This is a genomic window from Nannocystis punicea, assembly GCF_026965555.1.
GTDB classification, from domain to species: Bacteria; Myxococcota_A; Polyangia; order Nannocystales; family Nannocystaceae; genus Nannocystis; species Nannocystis punicea.
This window is the reverse complement of record NZ_CP114040.1, coordinates 8,047,944-8,071,943: the sequence shown is the minus strand read 5'-3', so window position 1 is coordinate 8,071,943 and position 24,000 is coordinate 8,047,944. Positions and strand designations below refer to the sequence as shown.

The window sequence follows — 24,000 nt, the reverse complement described above, 5'->3', positions numbered from 1 at the left end:
GCGGAGGTCGTGTGGCTCGACGACGCGACCGCCGAGCCGCCGCGGGCGCATCCAGCGCTCAAGAGCGCCGAATGCCCCGACGCTCCGGCCGCAGATCAGCCTCGGGCCGGGTCCTGGAGGGCGTTGAACACCGCGGCGATTTCATCGGCGCCGTGACCGAGCTGCAACGCCCGCTTGAAGTAGGACAGGACCAGCTCCGGGAGCCTCCGGTCGACGTCGTTCTCCCGGCTGAGACGCACGATGTGCTCGATGGCGTTGGTGTGAATGTCGAGAGTGCAATCGGTGCCCTTGAAGTCGCCGGTCGACAGCATTCTCTTGCACATGTCGGCGGTGATCGAGGTGAGCGGCAAGATCGTCTGGAACTTCTCGAAGTAGGCGTCGAGGGGGAACTTCTCCGACGCGCAGATCGCCGCCCCGTGCAGGAACGCCAGGGTGGCGCCGTAATAGCTCCCCAGGAGGGCGCAGTCGAGCGCCGCCGCGGCCCCGATCGGCTCGCCGACGTGGGACGTGGCCCCGCCGAGGACGCGCAGCGTCGGCTGGTGGCGCTCGTAGAGGTCCTTGGGGCCCGAATAGAACACGGCGGTCTGTTCACCGCCGATGTAGCTGGGGTAGGCCAGGATGCAGCCATCCAGGTAATCGATCCCGAGGCTCGACGCCCACGCCGCCCCGCTGCGGGCATCGCCGGGCGTGCCGCTCGTCAGCTGGACCAGCGTCCTGCCCCTCGCGGCCGCGGCCACGAGGGGCGTACGGAACACCTGGTCGCTCGCCTCGTAGTTGGACAGCGAGATGATCGTCAGGTCGCTCGCGCTGCACGCCTGCTCGGGCGTCGCGGCCACGTTCGCCTGACCCTGAAACGGCTCCGCTTTGCCGGGACTCCGGTTCCATACGGTGACCCGATGACCGGCGTCGATGTAGGCGCGCGCCAGCGCGGCGCCCATCTGACCCAAGCCGACAATGGAAACGGTCTCTTGGTGTGACATGAATGATTCCTCTCTTCCTGCGGTGATATGCGGCGAGCCGAGCGCGCGCGCGGTATCCATCGTAGCCGGATCGCCGCGCGGGAGCCAACCCGCCGCCGGGCGGAGCGCCTCGCGCCGCGTTCTCGACCTCGCTGCAGCTGTCCGATGGGACAGCTCGCCGGCGCGACGAGCCCGCGCAGGCACGAGCCACGCGATGGCGAACGCCCGACGCCGCGCCGGGCAGGCTCGCCCCGGCGGGCTATACTTCGCGCATGCACCTGGCTTTTCCCCTGCGACAGCTCCCCGCGGCGGTCCTCGCCGCCCTCGTCACCCTCGCGTGCGGCCCGAAATCCGGCGGCGACGACACCGGCTCGACCGCCACCGGCACGCACTCGACGGACGCCGGCTCGACCGGCACCGGCACCGGCTCGACGGGCGCCACCTCGACCGACGTGCAGGAGTGCACGCCCGGCGACTCCAAGTCCGGCGAAGGCGACTGCTTGAACTGCGTGTGCTCCGCCGCCGGTCAGTGGCAGTGCGACCGCTGCGCCCCGACGAGCGGGTCCGAGACGACCTTCGAGACGACGCTGACGACCACCGGCGAGACGAGCACGACGAGCCCCGACGGCACGACGACCGTCATGGATCCGGACACCGTCGGCACGACGACCGACGACGGCACCTCGACCACCGGCGGCGGCGACGTCTTGCCGAACTGCGCCGACCTCGGGGAGGGCGATTCGTTCGACATCAACTCGGCCGAGGTCGAGGGCGACCTGCTCGTGCTCGAGGTCGGCTACGGCGGCGGTTGCCTGCCCCACGAATTCACGCTGTGCTTCGAGGGGATCGTCCTCGACACCTCCTTCATCAAGCTCGCCGTCCACCACGACGCCCACGGCGACGTCTGCGAGGCGTTCCTCACCGAGGAGCGCACGCTCGACCTGACGCCGACGCAGAGCTTCGGCCCGTCGCCGGTCGATATCCAGCTGCTCGGCTGGGGCCCGCCGCTGCAGTACGTCTTCTGAGCGGCGCGGCCCTCGAACTTCGCCGGGCGGCCGAGACGAGCGGAGGGGTAGAGAGCGGGCAAGTTCGAGCGACGAGCGGCATCACGCCCAGGAACCTGTCTCTTCAAGCAGCCCGTCGCGCCGAAGGATCGCCGACCAGCTCGCCACCCCGAGCCGGTGCCGACCTGCCCCGGGCGAAGACCGGGCGAGAAGGTCGGCCGGCGTCTCGCGGACCGCGAGCACGCGTCCGGCCCGATTGTTGACCGGCGGCGCCGCACGCGGCTACCCTCGCCCGGGTGGGTGTACCACGGCGACTCGTGATCGATGGCGCGAGCTTCTGTTGGACGCGCTCGCACGGGCATCTGGAGGTCGACGGCGTTCGCCACTGCGTCGAGCGCTTCTCGACCTGGCGGGACGACGATCGCCGCGGCGCGTTGCGGGTCTGCTTCGTCGACGGTCAGGGCGGGAGCACCACCGCCGGCCAGGGCTGGGGCGGGCACGACGGCAGCCTCCTCGTCGGCGGCGTCGCCTATAACCTCAATCGACCCGCCCTCGCGGTGCGGCTGATCCGGGCGGCGATGGCGAGTGGATGGCAACCGGGGAGCGGGCGCGGAGTCGAGCGCGACGACGGCTTCGCGCTCCTCGCCAGCGCAGGCGCGCCGGCCGAGCCCCGGCGGTGAGCGTAGTGCGGGCCGAGAGCCGCCGACGCGATATGTCGTGACTCGTTCGGCGACTTCGCCGGGCTGCTCGTCGAAGTTTACGAGACCGGCCGCCGGAATGCAGCGGGAGTCTGGTGCTCAATTACAATCGTGAATCGTGATATCGCCAGCCGGATCGAGGGCATGCCGGTCCACTTCAACGATGTACTCGGCGAGAAACGGCCGAGTTTTCCGTCCCATGAATCGCCGCGAGTGGAGGTCGGACGGGCAGGGGGTCGGGCGAGGATGCACCGTTCCCCACGCCCGAGCTGCCGTAAAGGTTGTTCCCCCAGCAGGTCACGGCTCCGCCTCCGAGGAGCGCGCACGTCCGGGCCACGGCGGTGGACAGCTGGACGACATTCTCCACGCCCGGAACGCGTAGCGGCGCCGCACTGCCACGCTCTTCGGTCCCCTGACCGAGCTGGAACCACGAATTATCGCCCCAACAATGGACCCGTCCGTGGCTGTCGAGCGCACAGATATGTTCAGCGCCGGCGCTCAGCTCGACGACATCGACGAGATCCATCGATCTGGCAGGCGCCAGGGCGTGGCCATCGCGTCCATCCGCGCAGACGACGGCCCCTCGGATGTCGACCGCGCACACCTGGTGGTAGCTCGCGGCGAGCCCAGTGACCAGGAAGGACGCGGAGAACCAATCCCGCTGTCCGGAGCCCCAATTCTCCCGGATTTGCCAGTACCCCGGGCGGGTCACCCCGTAAACGATCGCCCCCTGGGCCTCCACCGCCGCCAGATCCGTCCGCGGCAGCCGAACCGACGCGGGGTCGAAGCCTCCCGGGTCGACCGCGAATGTACACGTGGCGGCGCGATCCAGCGAGCGAATACAAGCCAGCGGGCGCATCGGGTTGCCGAGGATCTCCGTGATCGCCGTGTTCGGGCGCCGGATGTCCGCCCCGGGCTGCTCGCCCCAACAGCGAATCTCGCCCTCTCGGAGCTCGGCACACATGCTGCGCTTGCCGAACGGAAACAGGCGGAGCGCGAGTGGTAGATCGGCACGGACGGAGGGCGTCGCGTGCCACTGCCCCTCGGATGAATCGTCGTCCCGACCCCAACACGCGATCCGTCCCCCCGCCAGCAGCGCACAAGTACTGGTGAGGTTCCCGGCCAGCGCCACGGCATCGTCGATCTCCGGGATCACTGTCGGTTCCGCGAGCTCGTCGAGGACATCGTACTGCCCGAGTTGACCGTCCGAGTTGTCGCCCCAACACCAGACCTGGCCGTCGACGTCGCGGATGCAAGCGTGGCCTTCGCCGACGGCCACGCTGGTGGCGTGCGTCGTTCCCGGGATCGATCGCGGTCGCCCCGGGCGACCCTTCTCATCCATCGACCAGCAGGTGACCCCGCCGCGGCTCCGCAGCGCGCAGGCGAGTCCCTGACCCACGGCGACCGAGGCGGCGTCCTCGATGTCCTCGACGCGCGACTCGGCTTCCACGTCGCTGCAGGACTCCGGCGCGCGCCAGCAGGTGACGGAACCGTCGCGCCGGGCCGCGCACAGGTGGTGGTCGCCCGCCAGCGCGGCGACGTCCTGCATCACGACGTGCGGCGCGAAGGGGCACTGCGGTGTCCAGCAGACGACGGCACCAGCGCGGGTGAGGACACACGGGCTTGCGAACGAGGGCTCGCCGCCGACGACGATCTGTCGGGCGTCGGGGACGACCTGCGGCGATCCCGTCAACTCTGCGCTGTCCCCGTGACCCCAGCGCCAGCAGGTCACGAGCCCAAGGACGCCCAGCATGCATCCGCCCTCCGACGTGAGCGCGAAATCCTGGAGCGGACGCTCGTCGGGGTTGTCGACGCGCAGACCCGCGGGGTCACCGGGGGTATCGCAGCGCAGCCCGGACCCCTGCGCGAGGGCGCAGCGATGATGTCCCTTCAGGGCCCACTTGCGGAGGTCGGGGACATCCGTGACGCCGGCCCCGTACAGGAACTCGTGCTCACCCCAACAACGCGTGGCCCCGGCCTCGCGCGCGCAGGTGGTTCGGCCTTCGGCGACGAGCGGGGCGCCGAGCAGGAGTTCGACGAGGAGCACCAAGAGGTTCGGGCTCGGCGACGCGAACATCCGCCCAGGATACCACCTCCGCGGGTCGGGCGCAGTCGATGCGGCCGATGACGAGCGCGCCCATCTCGATGTCGCCGGCGAATGGTGCAGGACATGGTCGCTGCCGGCCTTGGCGGGAGGACCACCGCGCGCCAGGCTGGGCGGGCACGACGGCCGTCGATGGCTCGCCCAGGGCCTCATTCGACCCGTGCCGATAGAACGTCGGAGCGTCGCCGCAGCGCGAGCAATGTCAACAGCGCGAGCGGGCCCGGACGAACGACGAACGCGCATTCGTTCGAGGTCGGTTACAGCGGTGTCGGGCCCAGACGGTTAAATCGTCAATGATCACATCATGGTTTGCTTAATCCGGGAACCAGTCGCGGCCCGGCTCGCCGGCGATCTCCAGTGCGCGAGCGGTCAACGATGGATCACTCCGGCTTCGGCGCCGAGTCGTCGTCGCCCTGGTGCGCTGCCCGCACCGACCTCGGGCGCGGTGAGCGCTCGGGGCGATGACCAGAACGGTGTCGCGGGCCAGGAAGGCGACGAACACCCCCCTTCACGGCCCTCGCAGCGCAGCGGCCGACCACACGGATGGGACCGCCGAGAAGGTCACGACCGCATCCTGTACAGACCTGTCTGTTTTTTCCTTGACGGCAGACAGACCTGTCCGTACGCTGGCGTCGTGGGCAGGGAAAAGCAGACCGGGACGGTGCGCGAGAGGCTGCTGCGGGCGGCGGACGAGCTCTTTTATCGAGAGGGCATTCACGTGGTCGGCATCGACCGCATCCTGGCGCACGCTGGCGTGGCGAAAGCATCGTTGTACGGCAACTTCAAGAGCAAGGACGAGCTCGTCCGCGCGTACCTCGAAGATCGATCACAGTGGCTGAAGCATCGCATCGAGGAGCGAATCTCGCAGTCGCGAGGCGCGCGCGAGCGAATCGTCGCCGCCTTCGATGAATTCGCCGACCGCGTGGCGGAAGCCGGCAGCTACCATGGATGCGCCTTTATTCGCGCCTGCGCCGAAGGGGGGGAGGAGCCGAGCGCTGCGCAGGAGGTCTCCTCTGCCTTCCGGCTGTGGCGACGCGAGCTCTTCACGCGCCTTGCGGAAGAAGGCGGGCTCCAGAACGCCGAGGATTTGAGCCGCCGGCTCTGCCTCATCTACGACGGCGCGGCTGTCGCTGTAGCGATGGATTGCGACCCTGCTGCGGCGGTGGCTGCACGCGGGATCGTCGAGCAACTTCTCGATTCGTATCAACCCAAGGAAGGAAATGATCATGACCCAGGTAAACAAGGCCAAGCAATTCGCTGAAATTCACACCAAGGGCGACCCGCTGCTGCTCTTCAACGCGTGGGACGCGGGCAGCGCGAGGGCGATCTGGCGAGCGGGAGCGAAGGCGATTGCGACCAGCAGTTGGTCCATGGCGGAGGCGCATGGGTACCGCGACGGCGAGGCCATGCCTCTGAAGCTCGTCGAACAGATCGTCGAGCGCATCGTCGCGACCGTCGATGTCCCGGTGTCGGTGGATTTCGAGAGCGGATACATGCATCAGCCGGCGTCGCCCCATGACAAAGGAGAGGACGACACCCTGGCCGAGAACATCGGTCGCTTGCTCGACCTCGGCATCGTGGGCGTGAACTTCGAGGACCGGGTGGCAGGAGAAACAGGGATGTACGGCATCGATCGGCAGGTCCGCCGTATCGCCGTCCTTCGTCGTGTCGCCGATCAGAAGGGCGTTCCGCTGTTCATCAACGCGCGGACGGATCTGTTTCTCGGCAGGGGCGGCGACCCGGCCAAATCGATCGGCGAAGCGCTGGATCGTGGGAAGGCCTACGCAGCCGCGGGAGCGTCGGGTTTCTTCGTCCCAGGGCTGCTGGACGAGCCGTCGATCGCCAGAATCTGTGACAGCGTCAGCCTGCCCGTGAACATCATGCAGGACGGCATGTCTTCGAACGGGCGTTGGGCCGGGCTGGGCGTGGCGCGCATCAGCTACGGCGCGACTCCCTACATCAACGCGATGAAGACGCTCGAGAACCAAGCCGGGAGCGCGCTCCGTCCATAGCGGACGCCGGAGTCCGGCGGCGACGAGGAGCATGGGGCGCCGGCGATCCAGCCGGAGCTCATCCTACCAGGGTCCCGCGTGCGTGCTCCGCGTACGCCGCTTGCTCGGGTGTCGGAGGTCGTGACGGATTGCGATGCTCGGCGTACCAGATCGAGTTCTCGATCCAGAACCGATAGATGAACTCCTCGAAGCTCGACGCACACCGCACGAACCCCGTCGGAGTGATCTCATCGTCGAGCTCTGCGGTCACCTCGCGCCGGCGGTTCTTCCACCTGGGATACGCCGCGACGATGCTGTGACCGCCATCAGGCGCGAGCATCACGTACCACAGCACGCTGCACTGCTGATCGTTGAGAAACCTGATCAGACGGCGATCGCGTACGGGGGCGGGGAGCAGCCGGCGCGAGAGCTCAAGATAGCAGGCGGTGCACGTCGGCACGCGTTCGAAGAGCTCCGGCCGAGACAGGAACGCAATCATCTCCGGCGGGACGGCGAGGCCCACGGCAGATGCGTCGACGGCCAGTTGGGTCAGCGGCTCCCACCCGGGCCGCGGGGGCGCCGGCTCCGGCGGCGGCCCGAAGATCGCTTGCAGGAGGGCCTGCTCGGGCGACAGGCCTTCTGTCGTCGCGACGGGCTCGTACTCGCGCCGATCGGCGTACGCGAGGCCGCCGTCCGCACTGGGGGGCAGCCACGCGAACGTGCCGCGCAGCGGAACCGCAATCCGCGGCAGCTTGGCCAGCGGATACTCGCCGTACGTTCCGTCGCCGCCGAATGGCGCACCACCGCTGTACCAGATCTCCTTCATCCGCAGGTTACGGCTCACAGCCCGTCCTGGTCACTCGATCGGCAGCGACGATCTTCACAGCCAGCGCTCCGGCCCACGCCCTGATCATGCGCGGACCTTCGCAGACTCTCGCGGCGCTGTCGAGGTCGGCCTGTGCGACGCACCGCGAGATCGGTCTCCGGGCGCCCGCGGAGGGCCTCTGGGCTCGCGGTGGCCAGCGGTGGCCGTCACGGCCACCAGCCGGCCAATGGCGCGACACGGACGATTCGGAGCGGTCGCGGCTCGATCGTGCGCGGGCAGGGGTGGCCGCGGTTCGAGCTGCTTGGGCCACGCGAGCCGCCTCGAGTCGAGTTGGCCGATGGGTGGTCGACGCGCTTCGACCGTCGCGGGCTCCGGCTCGAGGTCCGCAGCCCGCGATGAGAATCGAGCGGCTCCGACGCGACTGCGAGCTGCCGGAATGTGCGACGATGCCCCCATGAACATTCACTTGCGCGGCCCTCTGGCCGTCATCCTTACCGCCGGGGTCGCTTGCGGGCCGGGTACCCCGAGCGACACGACCGGCGGCTCTTCTTCGACTTCGACCAGTGACTCGCCCGCGACGGACGGCTCGCCCTCCACGGGCGACTCGCTCTCGCCGGGGGACCCCACGACCGGCGAGCCGGGCGACCCCACGGGTGAGCCGACGACCGACACGACCGGCCCGATCGACCCGACCGATCCGCCCGATCCGCCGGGGTGCAGCCCCGGCGACTGCGGCCCCTGCTATTACTGCGGCGACGGCGGCTACTGTTTCCCCGACGGCAGCTGCTACCACGAGAACGAGTGCAGCTCGGACGAGGACTGCGCCTACGGCTCGGTCTGTGAGGAGGACTTCGACCTCGTCTGCCAGGAGGTCGACGTCATCCCGACCTGCGACCGTCAGCCCCTCGAGCTCAGCTTCGTCGACCTCGCCGGCCCGGTGGACGCCCTCGTCGTCGCCGACCTCGACGGCGACGACGACCTCGACGTCGCCGTCGCCCGCCCCGGCGAGGTCGAGATCTTGCTGGGCGACGGTCAAGGCGGCCTGGCCCCCGGTGGCGTCTTCCCGACCGGCCTCGCCGGCGACGAGCCCGTGCAGCTCGCGGCCGCCGACTTCGACGGCGACGGCGAGCTCGACCTCGCCGTCCTGCGCCTCTTCGTGGTCGGCGAGCTCGCCTTGCTGTTCGGACAGGACGCCGTGTTCGCGGCCCCCGTCCCCGGCCAGCTCGGTCTCCAGCCGCTCGCCCTGTGGGCCGGCGACGTCGACGGCGACGGCGCCGTCGATCTCGCCGCGCACAGCGGCGACGGCGGCAAGCTCGTCGTCCGCTTCGGCGACGGCCTCGGCGGCTTCGGCCCCGAGCAGGTCGGCCTCTTCGGCCCGTTCTTCGCCGCCGCGCTCGGCGACACGGACAAGGACGGCGCCCTCGATCTCGCCGCGAGCACCGGCTTCGGCTCCGACGTCGTCGTCCACCGATTCGAAGGCGGCGTCTACAACGAGCTCCTCACCCTCGACGCCGCCGGCACCACCGAGCAGGCTGCATTGATGTCCGCCGACTTCGAGGGCGACCTGACGGACGAGTTCATCGGCCACCGGATCTCCCAGAACGTCGAGATCGTCACCGCCTGGATGTCCGGCGGGCGCGTCGAGCGAATCGTCGAGGCCGGCGCGCGCCCGGCCGCGGCCGGCGACGTCGACGGCGACGGCTGCAAGGACCTGGTCTCGTTCGAGCCGACCTCCTCCGGCTTCTCGGTTCAGTTCACCGACTCGACGATGTGCTGGCTCGAGTGCACACAGAGCTACTTCGTCGACTCGCAGCTCTCGCCGCGGGCGCTCGCCGCCGGCGACCTCGACGGCGACGGCAAGGTCGAGCTCCTCGCCGGCAACGCCACCGACCAACTCGCCCTCGTGCGCGCCGGTCCGTAGCTGGTCGCAAGTCACCTCGCGGGTGGGGTTCAGGACGTCGATATCGGCAATGGGCCGTCGTGGCTTCGGGACCTCGAGCCCGGCGAACGCGTCCAATCGAGCCGGGCGAGGATTCGCCGATGCAGCGAGCGGTGCGAGCGCGGGCCGGTGCGGCGCGCAAAAGGTCGTAGAATCGATCCATGCTCAGCGCTTACCTTGAAAACTCCATCCAGTCCCACGGCCCTCGCTCGCGCTCACGACGTCCGCGTCGTACTCCGCGCGCTCGTCATCATGGCGTCGGCGGTGCCCTGCGATTCGTCGATCGCCTCGCGCGCGAGCAGGTGCGCCTGCAAGCCCACTTCCGCGAGGTCCTGCTCGAGCTGCGCAGCCGCGACGTCACGCACCTCGGCGCCTCGCAGCGAGCGGCGCGTGAGCGGCTGATCGAGGAGCTCGCGCGCTATGCCCGCGCGGGCAGGTTCCCGCGCAACGAGGTGTCGCGCGAGCGTATCCCGATCTTCATCGATCCGCACGGCACGCGCTGCGCGATGGCGCGGCTGATCGAGTCGACCGGGCACGCGGCGCTGGTGGCCGAGGTGGCGGCACGCCGCAACTTCGCGCGGATCCGCGAGCTCGCGAGCGACGCGGCGCTGCTGGCGTGGCTCGACGCGTTCGGGCTCACGGCCGCGGAGGCCGGGCGGATCCAGCCGTCCTACTGCTTCGTCACGCGGGCCGAGGACTGCTTCTGCAACGAGCTCAACAACTTTGGTGATCAAGCCGTGTTGGAGGGCGTCGTCGTCCAGGGGACGACGGGCTCCGCGCTCGAGATCCGGGTCGACGCCGTCCATGGCATGACGGAATCGAAGGTGGGGGACACGATCACTGCCGACAGCATCTATGGCGGCGGGACGCTCTCGGCCGGCGACTCCGTGCTCGTCAGGCAGACCGGCGACTACCACACCGGCCTGGTGCTCGACTCGAATCAGGAATTCCAGGTCAGCTGCAGCTCGGAGGTGCCGGCGCTCTCGAAGGAGGCCGCGATCCGCGGCATGCTCGCGCCGGACATCGAGAAGTGCGCCGCGGAGCTCGAGAAGGAGTCGTCGGTGTGGGGCGAGTCGATCTGCGACGAAGGCTGCGGCTGCGTCGCGCACGATTCCGGGCCGAGCGGGCCACTGCTGGTCTCGACGGTGCTGCTGCTGGTGTTGGCGCGGCGACGGCGACGCCGGTGAAGCAGGCCCGCGCTTCCGCTGCCGTCTGCCGCCCTGTTGCTCACAGAGGTGCGCGCGCGGCGAGGTCTGCAGCGCGCGGCGGCCTGCGCTTGCGATCTGTCCCCGAGGGCAGCCGACATCGACGCCGACCCCGCGACTCGCGGCAGGACGCTCGCGGTGGCCTGCGGGTCCGCCCTCGTCGCTGGGGCCGTGCGGCGCCGCCAGCTCGCCGCGGCGACCTCCGCGCCCGCGAATCGGTTAGTATGCCGCCATGCGTTTGGTTTATGCCCTCCTGTCGGCCCTCGTGATGCCCTCGCTCCTCGCCTGCAGCCCCGAGTCCAAGTCCGACACCGAGTCCACGCCCGGTCCCGAGAGGTGCTCCTGCATCCCCGACGACGTCGGCGGCGACATGACCTCGCCCTCGCCGACCGCCACCTGCGGCGACGACCTGTGCCCGACGATCCTCGTCGACGACATCGCGGGCAACCAGGGCACCGAGGTCAAGAATCCCGACGCCCTCACCTGCGCCTTCGACGCTCTCACGACCAAGAAGCCGGGCGTGATCCGCTGGTCCTACAAATTCAATAGTTCACAGTACGACGAGCAGGGCTACATCGTCATCCGCGACGACGGTACCCTCATCCGTCGCAATTGGGGCGAGATGGACCTCGACTACATCGTCACCGACGCCGTCCACGGCGAGGCGCCAGACGACGCCGAGCTCGCCGCCTGCACCGCGATGACCGACCTGGTCGCTCGCTTCGAGTGCTTGCGCACCTTCAACATCATCGAGATCGAGATCTGCGACGAGGGCTGGAGCATCTACGGCGACTGAACGCCTCATGACCCAAGGACAGGTCTAGAGGCATGTCCATGCGGACCTGTCGTTTCCCGGCTCCGCGCCACGCCGGACGGCACATGGCGGGCGCGGTTTCAGGCCCCGCGATCATTCGTCCGGCGTCTCCTTCACCCACGTCTTGACGTGCGGGATACGCGGTACCAGGACGGCGTAGATGGTGGCGATCGCGGCGACGATGTACCAGCCCATGCCGATGGACATGCCGACCGCGGCTGCGAACCACACGGACGCGGCCGTGGTCAGGTTGGTGATCTTGTCGCCGGCGGCCTTCAGGATCATGCCGGCACCGAGGAAGCCGACGCCCGACACGACCTGCGCGGCGATACGGGCGGGGCTCACCGGATCGGCCTGCTGCGAGATGAACGTGAACAGACACGCGCCGGCGATCACGAAGCAGTTCGTGCTGATGCCGGCGGGTTTGTTGCGTAGCTCGCGCTCGACGCCGATGATCGTGCCGCAGAGCAGACATACGGCGATGCGGATCAGGAAATCGAGCTCGTGTCCGATGAGGATGGCGTCCATGCGGCGCGCATTTTACTCCGACTACCTGAGCCGTCCTCGCTCGAGAGGGCGGCCGGTGTGGATCGAGGGTCGGCGGCGAGGATCTGCGCAGATCGACGCCGGGACCCGCTCCATCACCGGGAACGAGCGCCCATCCGCAGTCTCACCGAGTCGTTCGAGCGCGCGTGCAAGGCGCTGGCCGACGAGGACGCTCCCCTCGTGGCGCAGCAACCTCGCCAGGAGCGCGGAGCGCTGCCGCTCGCGGCGATCGCCGCGCGGGCGCACCAGCCTCAGCCCTCGCCGACGAACGCCGTCCATGGCAGGCGGTAGAGCTGGAGCACCACGAAGCAGAGCACATACAGGAGCGGGACGAAGCCCGGCCGCGCCGGGCTCTGCGCGACGCCCATGATCACGAGGAGCCACCCGAAGCCGAGCACGGGCGCCACCGCATAGGTCGATAGGACGAACGCGATCAGCAACGCGTCCCCAACGCGGCGGCCCTCGTTCTTGGCGGGCCACAGGAATGCCGCGGCGATCGCCGCCTCGATGGCGATCGTCCACCAGGTCAGGAACGTCGCCAGCTCCGCGACCGCCGGCGTCGAGCGCAATGCGACGATTTCGAGGGTGCTGTCGTGGCTCGCCAGGGCCTCCATCGCCGCCCGGTTGAACCGCTGATCTGCGTCGGAGAGCCCGCCGATCGTGCGCGCGAGCCCGGCGAACCGCTCGTCGGAGAGCAGGGCGTGGTGGAAGAAGGCCCCGTCGAGGAAATCGGCGGACAGCGCCTTCCACCCGGCCGCGAACAGGAAGCTCAGCCCGATCAGGAGCCGGGCGGTCCGCGCGAGGTTGCGCCGCGGATCGCCGTCGAGGAGGGCGCAGAACAGCGCCAGGCACCAGTAGCCGAGCAGGTACTTGTGATTGTCCGCCGAGAACCGGTCGTGATACGTGCCCAGCAGCGTCGCCGCGCCGACGGCGAACCAGAACTCTGGCCTTCGGCGCGGCCCGCGGAACACGAACGCCGAGACGCACAGCGCCGTCACCGGGATATGCACGTACCACACCTTGCTCGAATAGAGCAGGAGCAGCAAGAGCGTCATCACGGCGCATCGATCGAAGGTCGGACACAGCTGCAGCTGCCGCCATCGTGGGGATTCGGACTTGTTCGTCATGGCCGCGCCTCCTCGGCGCCGCGCGGTGCCATCGCGGTGAGGTCGAGGTACTTCCAGAGGTGGAGCTCGGCGGTGTCCGCGTCGAATCGGGTCTTCCACAATTCGACGCGGACCGCGTCGAACGCGACGGCGTCGGGCGCCGCGGACTCGTGCTCGCCGAGCATCCGCAGCAGTCCCGCGAGTGCGTACCGCCCCGCGCCCGCGGGCGCCCGGTCGGCGCCCTCTTCGGCGACGAGGCTCGAGTAGCGCGCTGGAGCGCTCTCCACCTCGAGCGGCACCCAGGTGCCCTGCGCGAGACGGACGGCGAGTGCGCGCAATCGGTCCTCGGTCGGGATCGTCCGCGCCGCCTGGACGAGCGAACGCAGCATGTCCGGGGCCGCGATCGGCGTCGCCTGGTCGCCCCGGACGAGGTAGATTCGCAATACGCGGCCGTGCGGCGAATCAATCGTCGAGAACATCCCGAACCCGCCGCCCTTCCACGGCGACAGCGACTGCGTCGCCGCCAGGGAGACCTGCAGGGCCGCGACCGCGCAGAGCAGCAGCACTGGCCCGACGGCGAGGAGACGGCGCCACGACGGGCGCGCGCCTCTCAATGGCAAGGGTGAGCGTCCCACGGCGGCCTCCTAGCCGAGGCATCCGCCGCAGGCCGACCAGCTCCGCTCGTGGACGCCTTCCGGGCACAGCCAAAATTCCTTGCACCACAGCACGAAGGCGGTGCATTTCGTCTCGGTATGGCTGAACGAGCAATCGAGGCCCTGTAAGTCGTGCTCGCGCACCGTCCACCCGAGGTCCTGGAAGTGCCGCAGCATCGTCAGGGCCGCGGGTGGCGTCCCGCCGAGTTCGACGATCTCCTCCTTGGAGCAACCTTCGCCGATGCACTCCTCCTCGTACGACGAGTACAGCTCGCGCACCTCCTCGGTGTCGCACCCCTCGTGGAGGCACTCCTCGTTATAATTGTCGGCCGCGACTTCGTCTTCGGCCGAGCCGCCGCGCCCGATGGACAGCGCCACCAGGAACAGCGCACCGACGTAGAACCACGCATTCTTCATTGTACTCCTCGAACTTCCAATGAGGTGATTGGGAATAGCGGGATGCATCTCGGCGAAGGGGACAGCCTCGCTTGGATTCCTTCGCTCGAACGTGTACGGGCTCAGAGCCGGCGTTGGGCCGTCCCTATCGCAGAGACGCGGCTCGCGGCGCGAAGCGGAGGATCCAGTTATTGACTCATCCAGCGGGCTGGCGTGTGCGACGGATCATGGCCACGCGAGGGTGCCATCAGACCCCGATATCGCGGCGCGAAGCGGCCGGCGACTTCCAGCGCGGCGGCGCACGAACTCCCGAGGGTCGACATCGACCTTCGACATGCGTGGAAACGACCCACTCGGGGGACGTGATCGCCACTTTCCGGTCCAGCTCGGGATCGTGGGCGGCGTACGATTGTGCGTCTGCCTTCGGCTCGCGTGAGTGCGGTCAGGAGCGCGGCCACGGCGTCGCCTTGCCGAGTGCCTGCTCGCAACCGACGACGCTGTCCCGGGACCAGTGACGGCGGCCGGGACCCGCGCACGGCGTCACGAGGCGGGCGGAGGTCGGCGAGCGGCAGCGTCCGCTCGTCCACCCAACGAATCGCGGGTTCACGCCGGCGCGAGGGCGCGGTCGACGATCTCGCGGACCGCCTTGGACAGGCCCGGTTGATCCGCGATCCGCTCGAGCTGGGCGCGCATGCTCTGCTGGCGGGTGGCGTCGAAGCGGCGCCACGGGTTGAAGGCGGCGACCAGGCGGGCGGCGACCTGGGAGTTGTGCGGATCGAGGGCGAGGACCTTGTCGGCCACGAAGGCGTGGCCGCGGCCGTCCTTGCGGTGGAACTGGTGCTGGTTGCGGGTGCCGAACGCGCCGATGAGCGAGCGGGCGCGGTTGGGGTTGAGGAGGTTGAAGTCGGGGTGGTCGGCGAGGGCGAGGGTCCGCTCGAGGGTGTCGGGGTGGCTCGACACGGCCTGCAGCGCGAACCACTTGTCGAGCACCAGCGGGTCCTTGTGCCAGCGGCGGTGGAACTCGGCCAGGGCCGCGTCGCGCTCGGGGCCGCCGTGGTCGATGAGGCAGGCGAGGGCGGCCTCGCTGTCGGTCATGTTGTCGGCGAGGTGGAACTGCGACACCGCGAGGGCGACCAGCTCGGGCTCGCCGAGGGCGACGAGGTAGGCGAGGGCGAGGTTGCGGAGCTTGCGGCGGTCGACCTCGGCGCGCTCGATGCGGTAGGGACCCTGCGGCGCGCTGCTCTGGTAGAGCGCGAGCAGGGGCTCGCGCAGGGCGGCGGCGAGGGACTCGATCGCGAACTCGCGGGCCTCGTGCAGGGCGTCGACGGCGACGACCTGCTGGTGCTGGCCGAGCAGCCGCTCGTTGGGCAGGGTCAGCGCCAGGGCCTTGAGCGAGCCGTCGAGGCCGGGGTCGGCGACGATCTGCGCGCACGCGGCCACGAACTCGCGGTCGAGCGCGAGCGGGCGGCCGGCCTCGACGTCGCCGGCGAGCCGCAGGAGGACGCGCCGGCCGAGCTCCTGGCCGGCGTCCCAGCGCGAGAAGGCGTCGGGGTCGGCGGCCATGAGCCGGGCGAGGTCGGCGTCGCTGCGCTCGACCTCGAGCTCGACCGGGGCCGAGAAGCCGCGCAGCAGCGAGGCCACCGGCGCGGCCGCGACGTCCTCGAAGCGGAAGCTCTGGCTGCGCTCGCGCAGCTCGAGCACGCGGGTGTCGGCGCTCGCGCCTGTCTCTCCGGACAGCTTGAACGGCAGCGGGCCCTCGGGCCCGAGCAGGCCGACGGCGACCGGGATGTGCAGCGGCTCGGCGGCCTGCTTGCCGCGCGGCGGGGCCTGCTCGAGGGTGAGGGTGTAGCTGCGCGCGGCGCCGTCGTACTCGCCGCGGGCGCGGACGACCGGTGTGCCGACCTGGCTGTACCAGCGGCCGAACTGCTCGAGGTCGACGCCGTTGGCGTCGGCGAGGGCGGCGCGGAAGTCGTCGCAGGTGACGGCCTGGCCGTCGTGGCGCTCGAAGTAGAGGTCCATGCCGCGGCGGAAGCCGGCCTCGCCGAGCAGGGTCCGCATCATGCCGATGACCTCGGCGCCCTTCTCGTACACCGTGGTGGTGTAGAAGTTGTTCATCTCGATGTACGACTCGGGCCGGATCGGGTGCGCCATCGGCCCGCTGTCCTCGGCGAACTGGTTGGTGCGCAGCGCCAGGACGTCGCCGATCCGCGCGACCGCGGGCGAGCCCATGTCGGCGCTGAACAGGCGGTCGCGGAAGACCGTGAGGCCCTCCTTGAGGGTCAGCTGGAACCAGTCGCGGCAGGTGACGCGGTTGCCGGTCCAGTTGTGGAAGTACTCGTGGGCGATGACCGACTCGATGCCGTCGTAGTCGTCGTCGGTGGCGGTGTCGGGCCGCGCCAGCACGTACTTGGCGTTGAAGACGTTGAGGCCCTTGTTCTCCATGGCCCCCATGTTGAAGTCGCTGACCGCGACGATCATGTAGATGTCGAGGTCGTACTCGCGGCCGAACTTGTCCTCGTCCCAGCGCATCGCCGCCTGCAGCGAGCGCAGGGCGTGGGCGCAGCGGTCGATGTTGTCGGGCTCGACCCAGATCTCGAGGCGGACGGTGCGGCCGGAGCCGGTGACGAACTCGCCGTCAAGGCAGCTCAGGGTGCCGGCGACCAGCGCGAACAGGTAGCTCGGCTTGGGGAACGGGTCGTCCCAGCGGGCGAAGTGACGGCCGTCGCCGAGGTCGCCGGTGGCGGTCCGGTTGCCGTTGGCGAGCAGCACCGGGTACCTGGCCCGGTCGGCCTCGACGACGACGCTGTAGCGGGCCATGACGTCGGGGCGGTCGAGGAAGTACGTGATCCGGCGGAAGCCCTCGGCCTCGCACTGGGTGCAGAAGTTGCCGCTCGAGCGATAGAGGCCCGACAGCTCGAGGTTGTCCTGCGGCTTGATCTCGACCAGCGTGGCCAGGGTGAACGAAGCGCCGGGCGCGAGGATGGTGAGGCTGGTCGGGCCGAGGACGTACTCGCCGGGCGACAGCGCGCGGTCGTCGAGGGCGACGCGCACGAGGCTGAGGTTCTCGCCGTCGAGCACCAGCGGCGCGCCCTCCGGCGCGTCGTCCATGCGCCGCATCGTCAGCGCGGCGTGCACCCGCGTGACGTCCTCGCCGAGCTCGAACCGCAGGTCGACCCGGTCGATGGTGTAATCGGGGCGGCGGTAGTCCTTGCGGAAGATCGGCTGCGGCGCAGGCTTGGCCTCGGTCATGGCCCTGGTGTACCGAGCAGGGCCCGGCGCTTCAAGCCCGCCAGGGCCCGCCCATGGCCTGCGCCGCGGTTCGCCGGGCCCGGCGGCGTGCGAGTCGGCGCACGCGGGCCGGCGGGGCCCGGCGCGGGGCGGGCGCCCGCGGCGGGCCGTCCGGTCGGGCCGGGGCCGGGCGAGGGCGGGCGGATCGTGCGAGTGTCGACATTGATGATTCGTGGCACGATCGCGAGTGTGCACATTGTGACGCGCCTCTCTGCGCGCGGGGCCTACACGGGCAGGTCGGGGTCGGCGGCCGCGGACCCGGCGACCTGCGGGCCGTGAACGCCCTGGGAACGCCGGTCTGCGGGGTTTCACGGGGCCTGCGGCGGTTGCTCACGCGCGCCCGACGATCCCGCGGCGGGGCGGCGTCGCTACCCCGGACACTCCAATCACGGAGCGCCGCCTCGCGCGATAGACCCGCGAGGACGGTCGTCTTACAGGAGATATTATCGTGGACGGAATCCTCGACAATGACCTGATCCTCGCCCGCGTGCGCGCGCTGATCGCCGAGAGCGTGCGGCAGCCGGCGGCCTCGATCCCCCTCGACGCCCGCGTCGACGGCAGCGAGCTCGGCATCGACTCCCTCGCGCTCATCAAGCTGATGGTGCGCATCGAGGAGACGTTCGACATCACGATGCCCGACCTCGCCGCAACGGACGCGGCCCCGTTCGGCTCGGTGCGCGAGGTGGCGGCGCTGGTGGCCCGCGAGGTGGCGGCGCGCCAGGCGGGAGGTGGCCTGTGACCGCGATCGCCCACACCCGCGCCGAGCGCGAGGCCAACCTCCGCAGCGCCGCGGAGCAGCGTGAACACGAGCGCCAGGCTGTCGCCGCCCACTATGAACACGACCCCGAGATCTTCTCGCTGGTGCTCGACAGCCGCCTGGCCTATGCGACAGGTGTGTACGAGCACGCAGGCGAGGACCTCGAGACGGCCCAGGCCCGCAAGTACGCCCGGATCGCCGCCAAGCTCGACATCCGGCCGGGCCAGCGCGTGCTCGACGTCGGCTGCGGCTGGGGCTCGAACCTGCTGTACCTGGCCCAGCACTCGGAGGGGGTGTTCCAGGGCATCACCCTGAGCCCGCAGCAGCGCGAGGAGGCGCTCCGCCGGGCCCGCGCGTGGGGCGTGGCCGACCGCGTGCGGATCGACGTGTGCCACGTCGAGGACCTGAACCTCCGGCCGGAGTCGTTCGACGCGGTGCTGTTCAGCGGCAGCATCGTCCACATGCACAACCGCCCGGCGGTGCACCAATTGGTGGGCGAGGTGCTGAAGCCCGGCGGGCGGGTGCTGATCTCCGACTGTTACTTCCCGGTCCAGCAGCGCGGCGATCGTGACAGCGCGGCCACCGAGTACATCTTCGTCGAGGCGCTCGGCTACTGCCGCCTGATCGGCCTGGCCGAGGAGCTGCAGCTGATGGAGCGCGCCGGCCTCGACATCCTCCACGTCGAGGACCTGACCCGCCACTACGCGCAGACTCTGGCCCACTGGATCGACAACGTGCGCAAGCACCGACGGACGATCGAGGCGATGGCCCCGGGCTTCGCGGCGGTGCTGCAGCAGTACATGACGGTGGCGCGGATGAGCTTCGCCCGCCGCACCGCGCTCGAGTACATGATCCTGGCGACCAAGGGCGCGCCCACGGTCGACCCCGGCGCGTGGCCGATCGCGCAGAAGGGCGGGCGGTCGTGAGCGCGCGGACTCTGGCGGGCATGCTGAAGGCGCGCGCAGAGAGCCGCGCCGAGGAGGTGGCGCTGCGCTGCCGCGGGGCCGGCGACGAGTGGCGCGAGCGCACCTGGGCCGGCTACTGGGACGGGGCCCGCCGGGCCGCCGCGGGGCTGTGGGCCCGCGGGGTGCGCCCCGGTGACCACGTGCTGATGCTCGTGACCGACGTCGAATCGTCGGTGCTGACCCTGTTCGGCGCGTGGTCGATCGGCGCGGTGCCGATCCAGATCGGCCTGCCGTTTCGCCTCACGGACCTCGGCGGCTTCATCGCCCAGCTCGAGGACACTGCCGCCAGGCTCGACGCGCGCGCGCTGGTGCTGTCGACGGCGCTGGCCGGGTTCGCGCCGGCGTCGGCGCGGCTGCCGGTGCACGTGGCCGAGGAGCTGACTGCGAGCGAGACGATGAGCGGCCTGCCGCACCCCGATCAATTCGCGGGCGAGACTGCGCTGATCCAGCTGACCAGCGGCAGCACCGGCAAGCCGCGCGGGGTGGTGCTGACGCACGAGCGACTGGTGCGCCACCTGGCGTGCATGAGCCGGGTGCTGCCGAGCCACGAGGCGTCGGTGGCGGTGTCGTGGCTGCCGCTGCACCACGACATGGGGCTCATCGGCGGGCTGCTGTTCCCGTTCTACAACGGCTTTACCGCCAACATGATGTCGCCGCTCGACTTCCGCAGCCGGCCCCTGGTGTGGCTCGAGGCGATGGCGCGGTTCAAGGCGACGATCTGCGCCGCGCCGCCGTCCGCCTACGCGATGCTGCTGCGCCTGGCGCCCAAGGCGATCGCGGCCGGCTACGACCTGTCGGCGTGGGAGTGCGCGATGATCGGCGCCGAGCCGATCGCGGCGCCGCTGCTGCGCCGGTTCGCCGACGCGTTCGCGCCGACGAAGTTCCGCGCGGAGGCGTTCTTCCCGGTCTACGGGCTGGCGGAGGCGACTGTGGCGGTGAGCTTCCCGCGCCTGTTGGCGCCGACGCGGGTGCTGCGGATCGATCGCGCGGCGCTCGAGCGCGACGGGGTGGTGACGCAGTCCGACGAGCCGCACGCGCTCGAGCTGGTGGCGGTGGGCCGACCGATCCCGGAGACGAAGGTGCGCATCGTCGACGCGGCCGGCGAATTGCTGCCGGAGCGACGGGTGGGCGAGATCCGCGTGTGCGCGTCGACGCTGATGCAGGGCTATTACAAGGACCCGGCGGCCAGCGAAGAGGCGCTCGCCGAGGGCTGGCTGCGCACCGGGGACCTCGGCTTCGTCGACCGCGGCGAGCTGTTCATCACCGGCCGCTGCAAGGACATCATCATCCGCGGCGGGCTCAACCTGATCCCGACGGTGATCGAAGACATCGCCGCAGAGGTCGAGGGCGTCCGCGCCGGCGGCGTGGCGGCGGTCGGGGTGCGCGAGCCGGAGCTCGAGACGGAGGTGGCGTACCTGGTCGTCGAGACACGTCTCGAAGGACAGGAACAAAAGGACCTGCGCGAGCGCCTCGACAGGGCGCTGCAATCGCGCGGAGTGACGGTCGACCGCATCGCGCTGGTGGCCCCGGGGGCGCTGCCGAAGACGACCAGCGGCAAGCTGCGCCGGCGCGAGATCGCGGCGGCGCTCGGCCGCGGCGAGCCGCTGTGAGCCGGTGAGCAGGTCGGGCGTCGGGCTCGACGCGCCGAGTGTCGGCCTCTCACGCCAGGAAGTCGAGGACCAGGGCGCGCCAGGGTTCGGGGGCCTCGATGGCCACGGTGTGGCCGACGCCGGGCAGCACCTGGGCGCGCGCGGGGCCGGCGAACGCCGCTGCGAGCGCTTGCAGGTCGCTCGGCGCGGCCAGGCGGTCGAACTCGCCGGCCAGCAGCAGCGTCGGCGCGCGCACCCGCGGGGCCAGGTGGAGCGGCGCCCACGGCGAGTCGGGGGCGTCGTCCAGCATCTGCGCGAACAGGGCGACGATGCTCGCATGGGAGTTGCGGCGCACGGTCGCCTTGACGAGCGCGGCGAGGACCGACTCGTTCTCGGCGAGGAACCGCGGGCCGAGAGTGTCTGCGAGGCTGAGCCAGGCCAGGGCTTCGAGGTCGCCGGTCCGCAGCGCCTCGCGCCAGGCGCGGACGATCACGCGGCCGAGGACCTCACGGCCGGCGCCGACGCCCGACAACACCAGCCGGCGCACCCGCTCCGGCCGCTCCGCCGCGATGCCGAGCGCGATTCGGCCGCCGAACGAGAAGCCGCAGAGGTCGACCGGTCCGGCGATGCCGAGCGCGTCGAGCAGGTGTTCGAAGTCGGTCACGTGGACCGGCGGCGACACGTCGTGCACTGCGAGCCGGGTCTGCCCTTGCCCACGCGCCTCGTAGACGACGACCGGACGCTGCGCCGACAACGGCCGGAGCTGTCCGCTCCAGCTCGACAGGGTCTGCGTCATGCCGCCGACGATCACGAGCGGCGGCGCAGGGACGTCTCCCGGCCCCGCCTGGCGTTCGATCCGCAACTGGCCCACCGCACCTGGGCCGGCGAGAGGGTCGGGGATGTCGATGACTTCGGGCACGCGCGTCGAGCCGACCGAGGTGGATGACAGGTGCTGTACCATGGTCCTGCGAGCTGGCGCAGCGATCCCCGCGGTACCCCTCGGAGCGGCGTCGATGGGGCCGGCGCCGGCGCACGGCGACCTCCCGCCGGCTCGGGAGCGACCGGTGCACTGGGAGCAGCATCCGGCGCAGGGGCCCGCTCCACATCGCATTCGTTTCGCCCGACGGTTCGGCGAGTGAAGGTGTGAAGGCGCGAGAGCGCCGACTGGGTGTCCTTTATGAAGGGGCACCCGGAGGGTGATTCGCCGCCGGCGGCTCGTTCGTGGTGGGCGGCGGCCGTTGCTCACTCGAGCGCGCGGACGCGCAGGACCTGGCGTGACCTGCGGCGAAAAAAATTGCGAGCCCCGGAGATCAATCGCCCGGTTGGCGGCACTTGCCCCTCGCACCACGGAGTTCGTCATGTCGCCCGTCATCGCCCGCCCCGAAGTCCCCGCCTCAATCGTAGTTTTTGCCGCCCAGAATCACCTTCCCGCCCGTATCGGCGAGGTTCGCCGCGAGCCCGCGAGCTCGCCGGCCATGTCGCCAGCGCCTCTGTCGCTGCGCCGGAGGGTCGCAACGCGGCTCGCGGCGCTGTCTCTCGGTCCCTGGCTCCTGACCGCCTGCCCCTCGGAAGCCACGACCACCGAGTCCGGCACCGACGACGAGCCCGGCACGACGACCACGACCTCGGACACGAGCGAGCCGGACCTCACCACGACCACGAGCACGAGCAGCAGCGAGCCGACCTCCGAACCGACCACCGAGCCGACCGCCACGACCACCGGGCCCGCCCCGGCCGTCTGCGGCGACGGCGTCGTCGCCGAGAGTGAAGTCTGCGACGACGGCAACGACGAGCCCGACGACGGCTGCGACAAGAAGTGCAAGCGGACCGGCGCGGTGCTCTGGACCTACAGCCACAACGGCGCGGCGGGCGAGTACGACAGCGTCGGGGCAGTCGCCGTCGACCCGACCGGCAAGATCGTCATCGCCGGCAGGGAGGGCGTCAGTCCGACCGACAGCGACATGTTGCTCATCGCCCTCGACCCCGACGGCACCGAGCTGTGGAAGAGGACCTACCCCGACAAGAACGGGCTGCCCAACGTCTTCTCTGCGGTGGTGATCGGCGACGACGGCACGATCTACGCCGCCGGCGCCGAGGAGACGGTGAAGGACATGGCGAGCCCGGTCGTGCGCTCGTTCGACCCCGACGGCGACGAGGGCTGGACCTTCATCGAGCCGCCGGTCGACATGATCGGCGCCTCGGTCTCGGGCCTCCTGTTCGCCGACGGCAAGCTCTACTCGACGGGCGCCGAGGACCTGACCCTCGACGACACGCAACTGAGCGTCCGGCGCCACGACCTCGCCACGGGCGAGGCCGAGTGGAAGACCGTCACCCAGGCCGACTTCTCGCGCGCGGCCGGCTACGGCCTCGTCAAGACCGAAGGCGGCGTGCTGGTCGCCGGGGTCGTGTTCGACGACGAGAATTGGAGCCGGCCGTTGCTGGTGGTCGTCGACGAGGGCGGCGCCATCGTCAGCGTCGACGTCGAGGAGCACCCCGGCGGCGCGTGGTTCGACGCCGAGGCCGTCGGCGCCGACGGCGACATCGCCCTCGTCGGGCGTCGCCGGCCGGAGGGCGTCACTGGCTACGACTTCGCGGTGCGGCGCGTCGGCGCCGATCTGGCGGAGAAGTGGATCGACATCCACGACCACGAATTTCTCTACGGCACCGGCAACGGCCTCGCGGTCGGCCCCGACGAGCAGATCTTCGCCTCCGGCTTCCACGTCGCGCCGGGGCAGTTCGACGACGTGTTCGCCGCCTTCTACGCCGGCGACGGCGCCCGCCTGTGGACGCACACCTACAACAACGAGGACATCGACCTCTACGACGAGGCCACCGACGCCGGCTGGGGCCCGGGCTTCCTGGTCCTCGCCGGCCAGTCGAACGTGCTCGGCGAGGACGGCAACGTCTGGGTGCGCGCCCTCAAGGCGGACTGATTTCACCGCGATGTGGAGAATCGGGAGCGGCGCGCGTCCTGTGCCTCGCCGGTCCGAACCCGAGAATGCTTCGATGCAGGGAGGGCGTGCGCGTGCGCCGGACCTCTCGACGGACGTGAAGCCTTCGTCGAGGTGCGCGACTCGGCGGAGTTCCGGCGGCGCGCCGGGTGTCGCGTCTTGCGCCGGCAGGGCCGCATCGGCCCGCGCCGGCCGGCTCTGGCGGCCCC

General features: G+C 70.4%; 20 protein-coding genes. 11 read left to right on the top strand and 9 right to left on the bottom strand.

From position 1 onward, the window contains the following. Nucleotides 1–95: 95 nt before the first annotated feature. Nucleotides 96–980, bottom strand: coding sequence for an NAD(P)-dependent oxidoreductase (locus tag O0S08_RS31055; RefSeq protein ID WP_269032976.1), 885 nt, complete (start codon nt 978–980; stop codon nt 96–98). Nucleotides 981–1,231: 251 nt separating this feature from the next. On the opposite strand from O0S08_RS31055, the gene O0S08_RS31050 reads away from it, so the two are divergent. Beyond that, nucleotides 1,232–1,984, top strand: coding sequence for a hypothetical protein (locus O0S08_RS31050; RefSeq protein ID WP_269032975.1), 753 nt, complete (start codon nt 1,232–1,234; stop codon nt 1,982–1,984). A 296-nt stretch (nt 1,985–2,280) separates the two neighbouring features. Beyond that, the gene (locus O0S08_RS31045) at nt 2,281–2,643 is read left to right on the top strand and encodes a hypothetical protein (protein ID WP_269032974.1); all 363 of its coding nucleotides are present in this window, start codon (nt 2,281–2,283) and stop codon (nt 2,641–2,643) included. Nucleotides 2,644–2,818: 175 nt separating this feature from the next. Here the strand turns inward: O0S08_RS31045 and O0S08_RS31040 are convergent, their stop codons facing one another. Next, nucleotides 2,819–4,738: an RCC1 domain-containing protein gene (locus O0S08_RS31040; RefSeq protein ID WP_269032973.1), complete on the bottom strand. Its 1,920-nt coding sequence runs from the start codon at nt 4,736–4,738 to the stop codon at nt 2,819–2,821. Between the two features lie 661 nt (nt 4,739–5,399). On the opposite strand from O0S08_RS31040, the gene O0S08_RS31035 reads away from it, so the two are divergent. Then, nucleotides 5,400–6,026 carry a TetR/AcrR family transcriptional regulator gene (locus O0S08_RS31035; protein ID WP_269032972.1) on the top strand — a complete coding sequence of 209 codons (627 nt, stop codon included), beginning with the start codon at nt 5,400–5,402 and terminating at the stop codon, nt 6,024–6,026. Then, on the top strand, nt 5,992–6,777 hold the full coding sequence (locus O0S08_RS31030; protein ID WP_269032971.1) for an isocitrate lyase/PEP mutase family protein: 786 nt from the start codon (nt 5,992–5,994) through the stop codon (nt 6,775–6,777). Before O0S08_RS31035 ends, O0S08_RS31030 begins: the two co-directional genes overlap by 35 nt. A 58-nt stretch (nt 6,778–6,835) precedes the next feature. Here O0S08_RS31030 and O0S08_RS31025 read toward each other — a convergent pair whose 3' ends face one another. Next, nucleotides 6,836–7,582, bottom strand: coding sequence for a hypothetical protein (locus O0S08_RS31025; protein ID WP_269032970.1), 747 nt, complete (start codon nt 7,580–7,582; stop codon nt 6,836–6,838). Between the two features lie 454 nt (nt 7,583–8,036). Between O0S08_RS31025 and O0S08_RS31020 the strand changes: the two genes are divergently transcribed. The 3 genes from O0S08_RS31020 to O0S08_RS31010 all read left to right on the top strand — a co-directional run bounded on the left by O0S08_RS31020 (nt 8,037) and on the right by O0S08_RS31010 (nt 11,522). Further along, nucleotides 8,037–9,503: an FG-GAP repeat domain-containing protein gene (locus O0S08_RS31020; RefSeq protein WP_269032969.1), complete on the top strand. Its 1,467-nt coding sequence runs from the start codon at nt 8,037–8,039 to the stop codon at nt 9,501–9,503. A 320-nt stretch (nt 9,504–9,823) separates the two neighbouring features. Beyond that, on the top strand, nt 9,824–10,708 hold the full coding sequence (locus O0S08_RS31015; RefSeq protein WP_269032968.1) for an MYXO-CTERM sorting domain-containing protein: 885 nt from the start codon (nt 9,824–9,826) through the stop codon (nt 10,706–10,708). 250 nt (nt 10,709–10,958) lie between these two features. Continuing rightward, nucleotides 10,959–11,522 (top strand): hypothetical protein, encoded by a 564-nt coding sequence (locus O0S08_RS31010; protein WP_269032967.1) that lies wholly within the window; start codon nt 10,959–10,961, stop codon nt 11,520–11,522. Between the two features lie 111 nt (nt 11,523–11,633). Here O0S08_RS31010 and O0S08_RS31005 read toward each other — a convergent pair whose 3' ends face one another. From O0S08_RS31005 to pepN, 5 genes are all read right to left on the bottom strand, one after another. After that, the gene (locus O0S08_RS31005) at nt 11,634–12,068 is read right to left on the bottom strand and encodes an MgtC/SapB family protein (protein WP_269032966.1); all 435 of its coding nucleotides are present in this window, start codon (nt 12,066–12,068) and stop codon (nt 11,634–11,636) included. A 269-nt stretch (nt 12,069–12,337) separates the two neighbouring features. After that, on the bottom strand, nt 12,338–13,213 hold the full coding sequence (locus O0S08_RS31000) for a hypothetical protein (protein WP_269032965.1): 876 nt from the start codon (nt 13,211–13,213) through the stop codon (nt 12,338–12,340). Continuing rightward, nucleotides 13,210–13,827 carry a hypothetical protein gene (locus O0S08_RS30995; protein WP_269032964.1) on the bottom strand — a complete coding sequence of 206 codons (618 nt, stop codon included), beginning with the start codon at nt 13,825–13,827 and terminating at the stop codon, nt 13,210–13,212. The genes O0S08_RS31000 and O0S08_RS30995 overlap by 4 nt, the downstream gene beginning before the upstream one ends. A 9-nt stretch (nt 13,828–13,836) precedes the next feature. Beyond that, nucleotides 13,837–14,262, bottom strand: coding sequence for a hypothetical protein (locus O0S08_RS30990; RefSeq protein ID WP_269032963.1), 426 nt, complete (start codon nt 14,260–14,262; stop codon nt 13,837–13,839). Between the two features lie 582 nt (nt 14,263–14,844). Beyond that, nucleotides 14,845–17,490, bottom strand: a complete 2,646-nt coding sequence (gene pepN, locus O0S08_RS30985; RefSeq protein WP_269032962.1) for an aminopeptidase N — start codon at nt 17,488–17,490, stop codon at nt 14,845–14,847. Between the two features lie 487 nt (nt 17,491–17,977). On the opposite strand from pepN, the gene O0S08_RS30980 reads away from it, so the two are divergent. The 3 genes from O0S08_RS30980 to O0S08_RS30970 are packed head-to-tail and all read left to right on the top strand — an operon-like array spanning nt 17,978 to nt 20,861. Next, a complete protein-coding gene (locus O0S08_RS30980) occupies nt 17,978–18,268 on the top strand; it encodes an acyl carrier protein (RefSeq protein ID WP_269032961.1) in 291 nt (96 codons plus the stop codon). Beyond that, nucleotides 18,265–19,212 (top strand): class I SAM-dependent methyltransferase, encoded by a 948-nt coding sequence (locus O0S08_RS30975; RefSeq protein ID WP_269032960.1) that lies wholly within the window; start codon nt 18,265–18,267, stop codon nt 19,210–19,212. The genes O0S08_RS30980 and O0S08_RS30975 overlap by 4 nt, the downstream gene beginning before the upstream one ends. 20 nt (nt 19,213–19,232) lie before the next feature. Further along, nucleotides 19,233–20,861 (top strand): AMP-binding protein, encoded by a 1,629-nt coding sequence (locus O0S08_RS30970; RefSeq protein WP_269032959.1) that lies wholly within the window; start codon nt 19,233–19,235, stop codon nt 20,859–20,861. Between the two features lie 49 nt (nt 20,862–20,910). On the opposite strand, the gene O0S08_RS30965 is transcribed toward O0S08_RS30970, so the two are convergent. Next, nucleotides 20,911–21,801, bottom strand: a complete 891-nt coding sequence (locus O0S08_RS30965; RefSeq protein WP_269032958.1) for an alpha/beta fold hydrolase — start codon at nt 21,799–21,801, stop codon at nt 20,911–20,913. 514 nt (nt 21,802–22,315) lie between these two features. On the opposite strand from O0S08_RS30965, the gene O0S08_RS30960 reads away from it, so the two are divergent. After that, nucleotides 22,316–23,773, top strand: a complete 1,458-nt coding sequence (locus O0S08_RS30960) for a DUF4215 domain-containing protein (protein WP_269032957.1) — start codon at nt 22,316–22,318, stop codon at nt 23,771–23,773. Nucleotides 23,774–24,000: the final 227 nt, after the last annotated feature.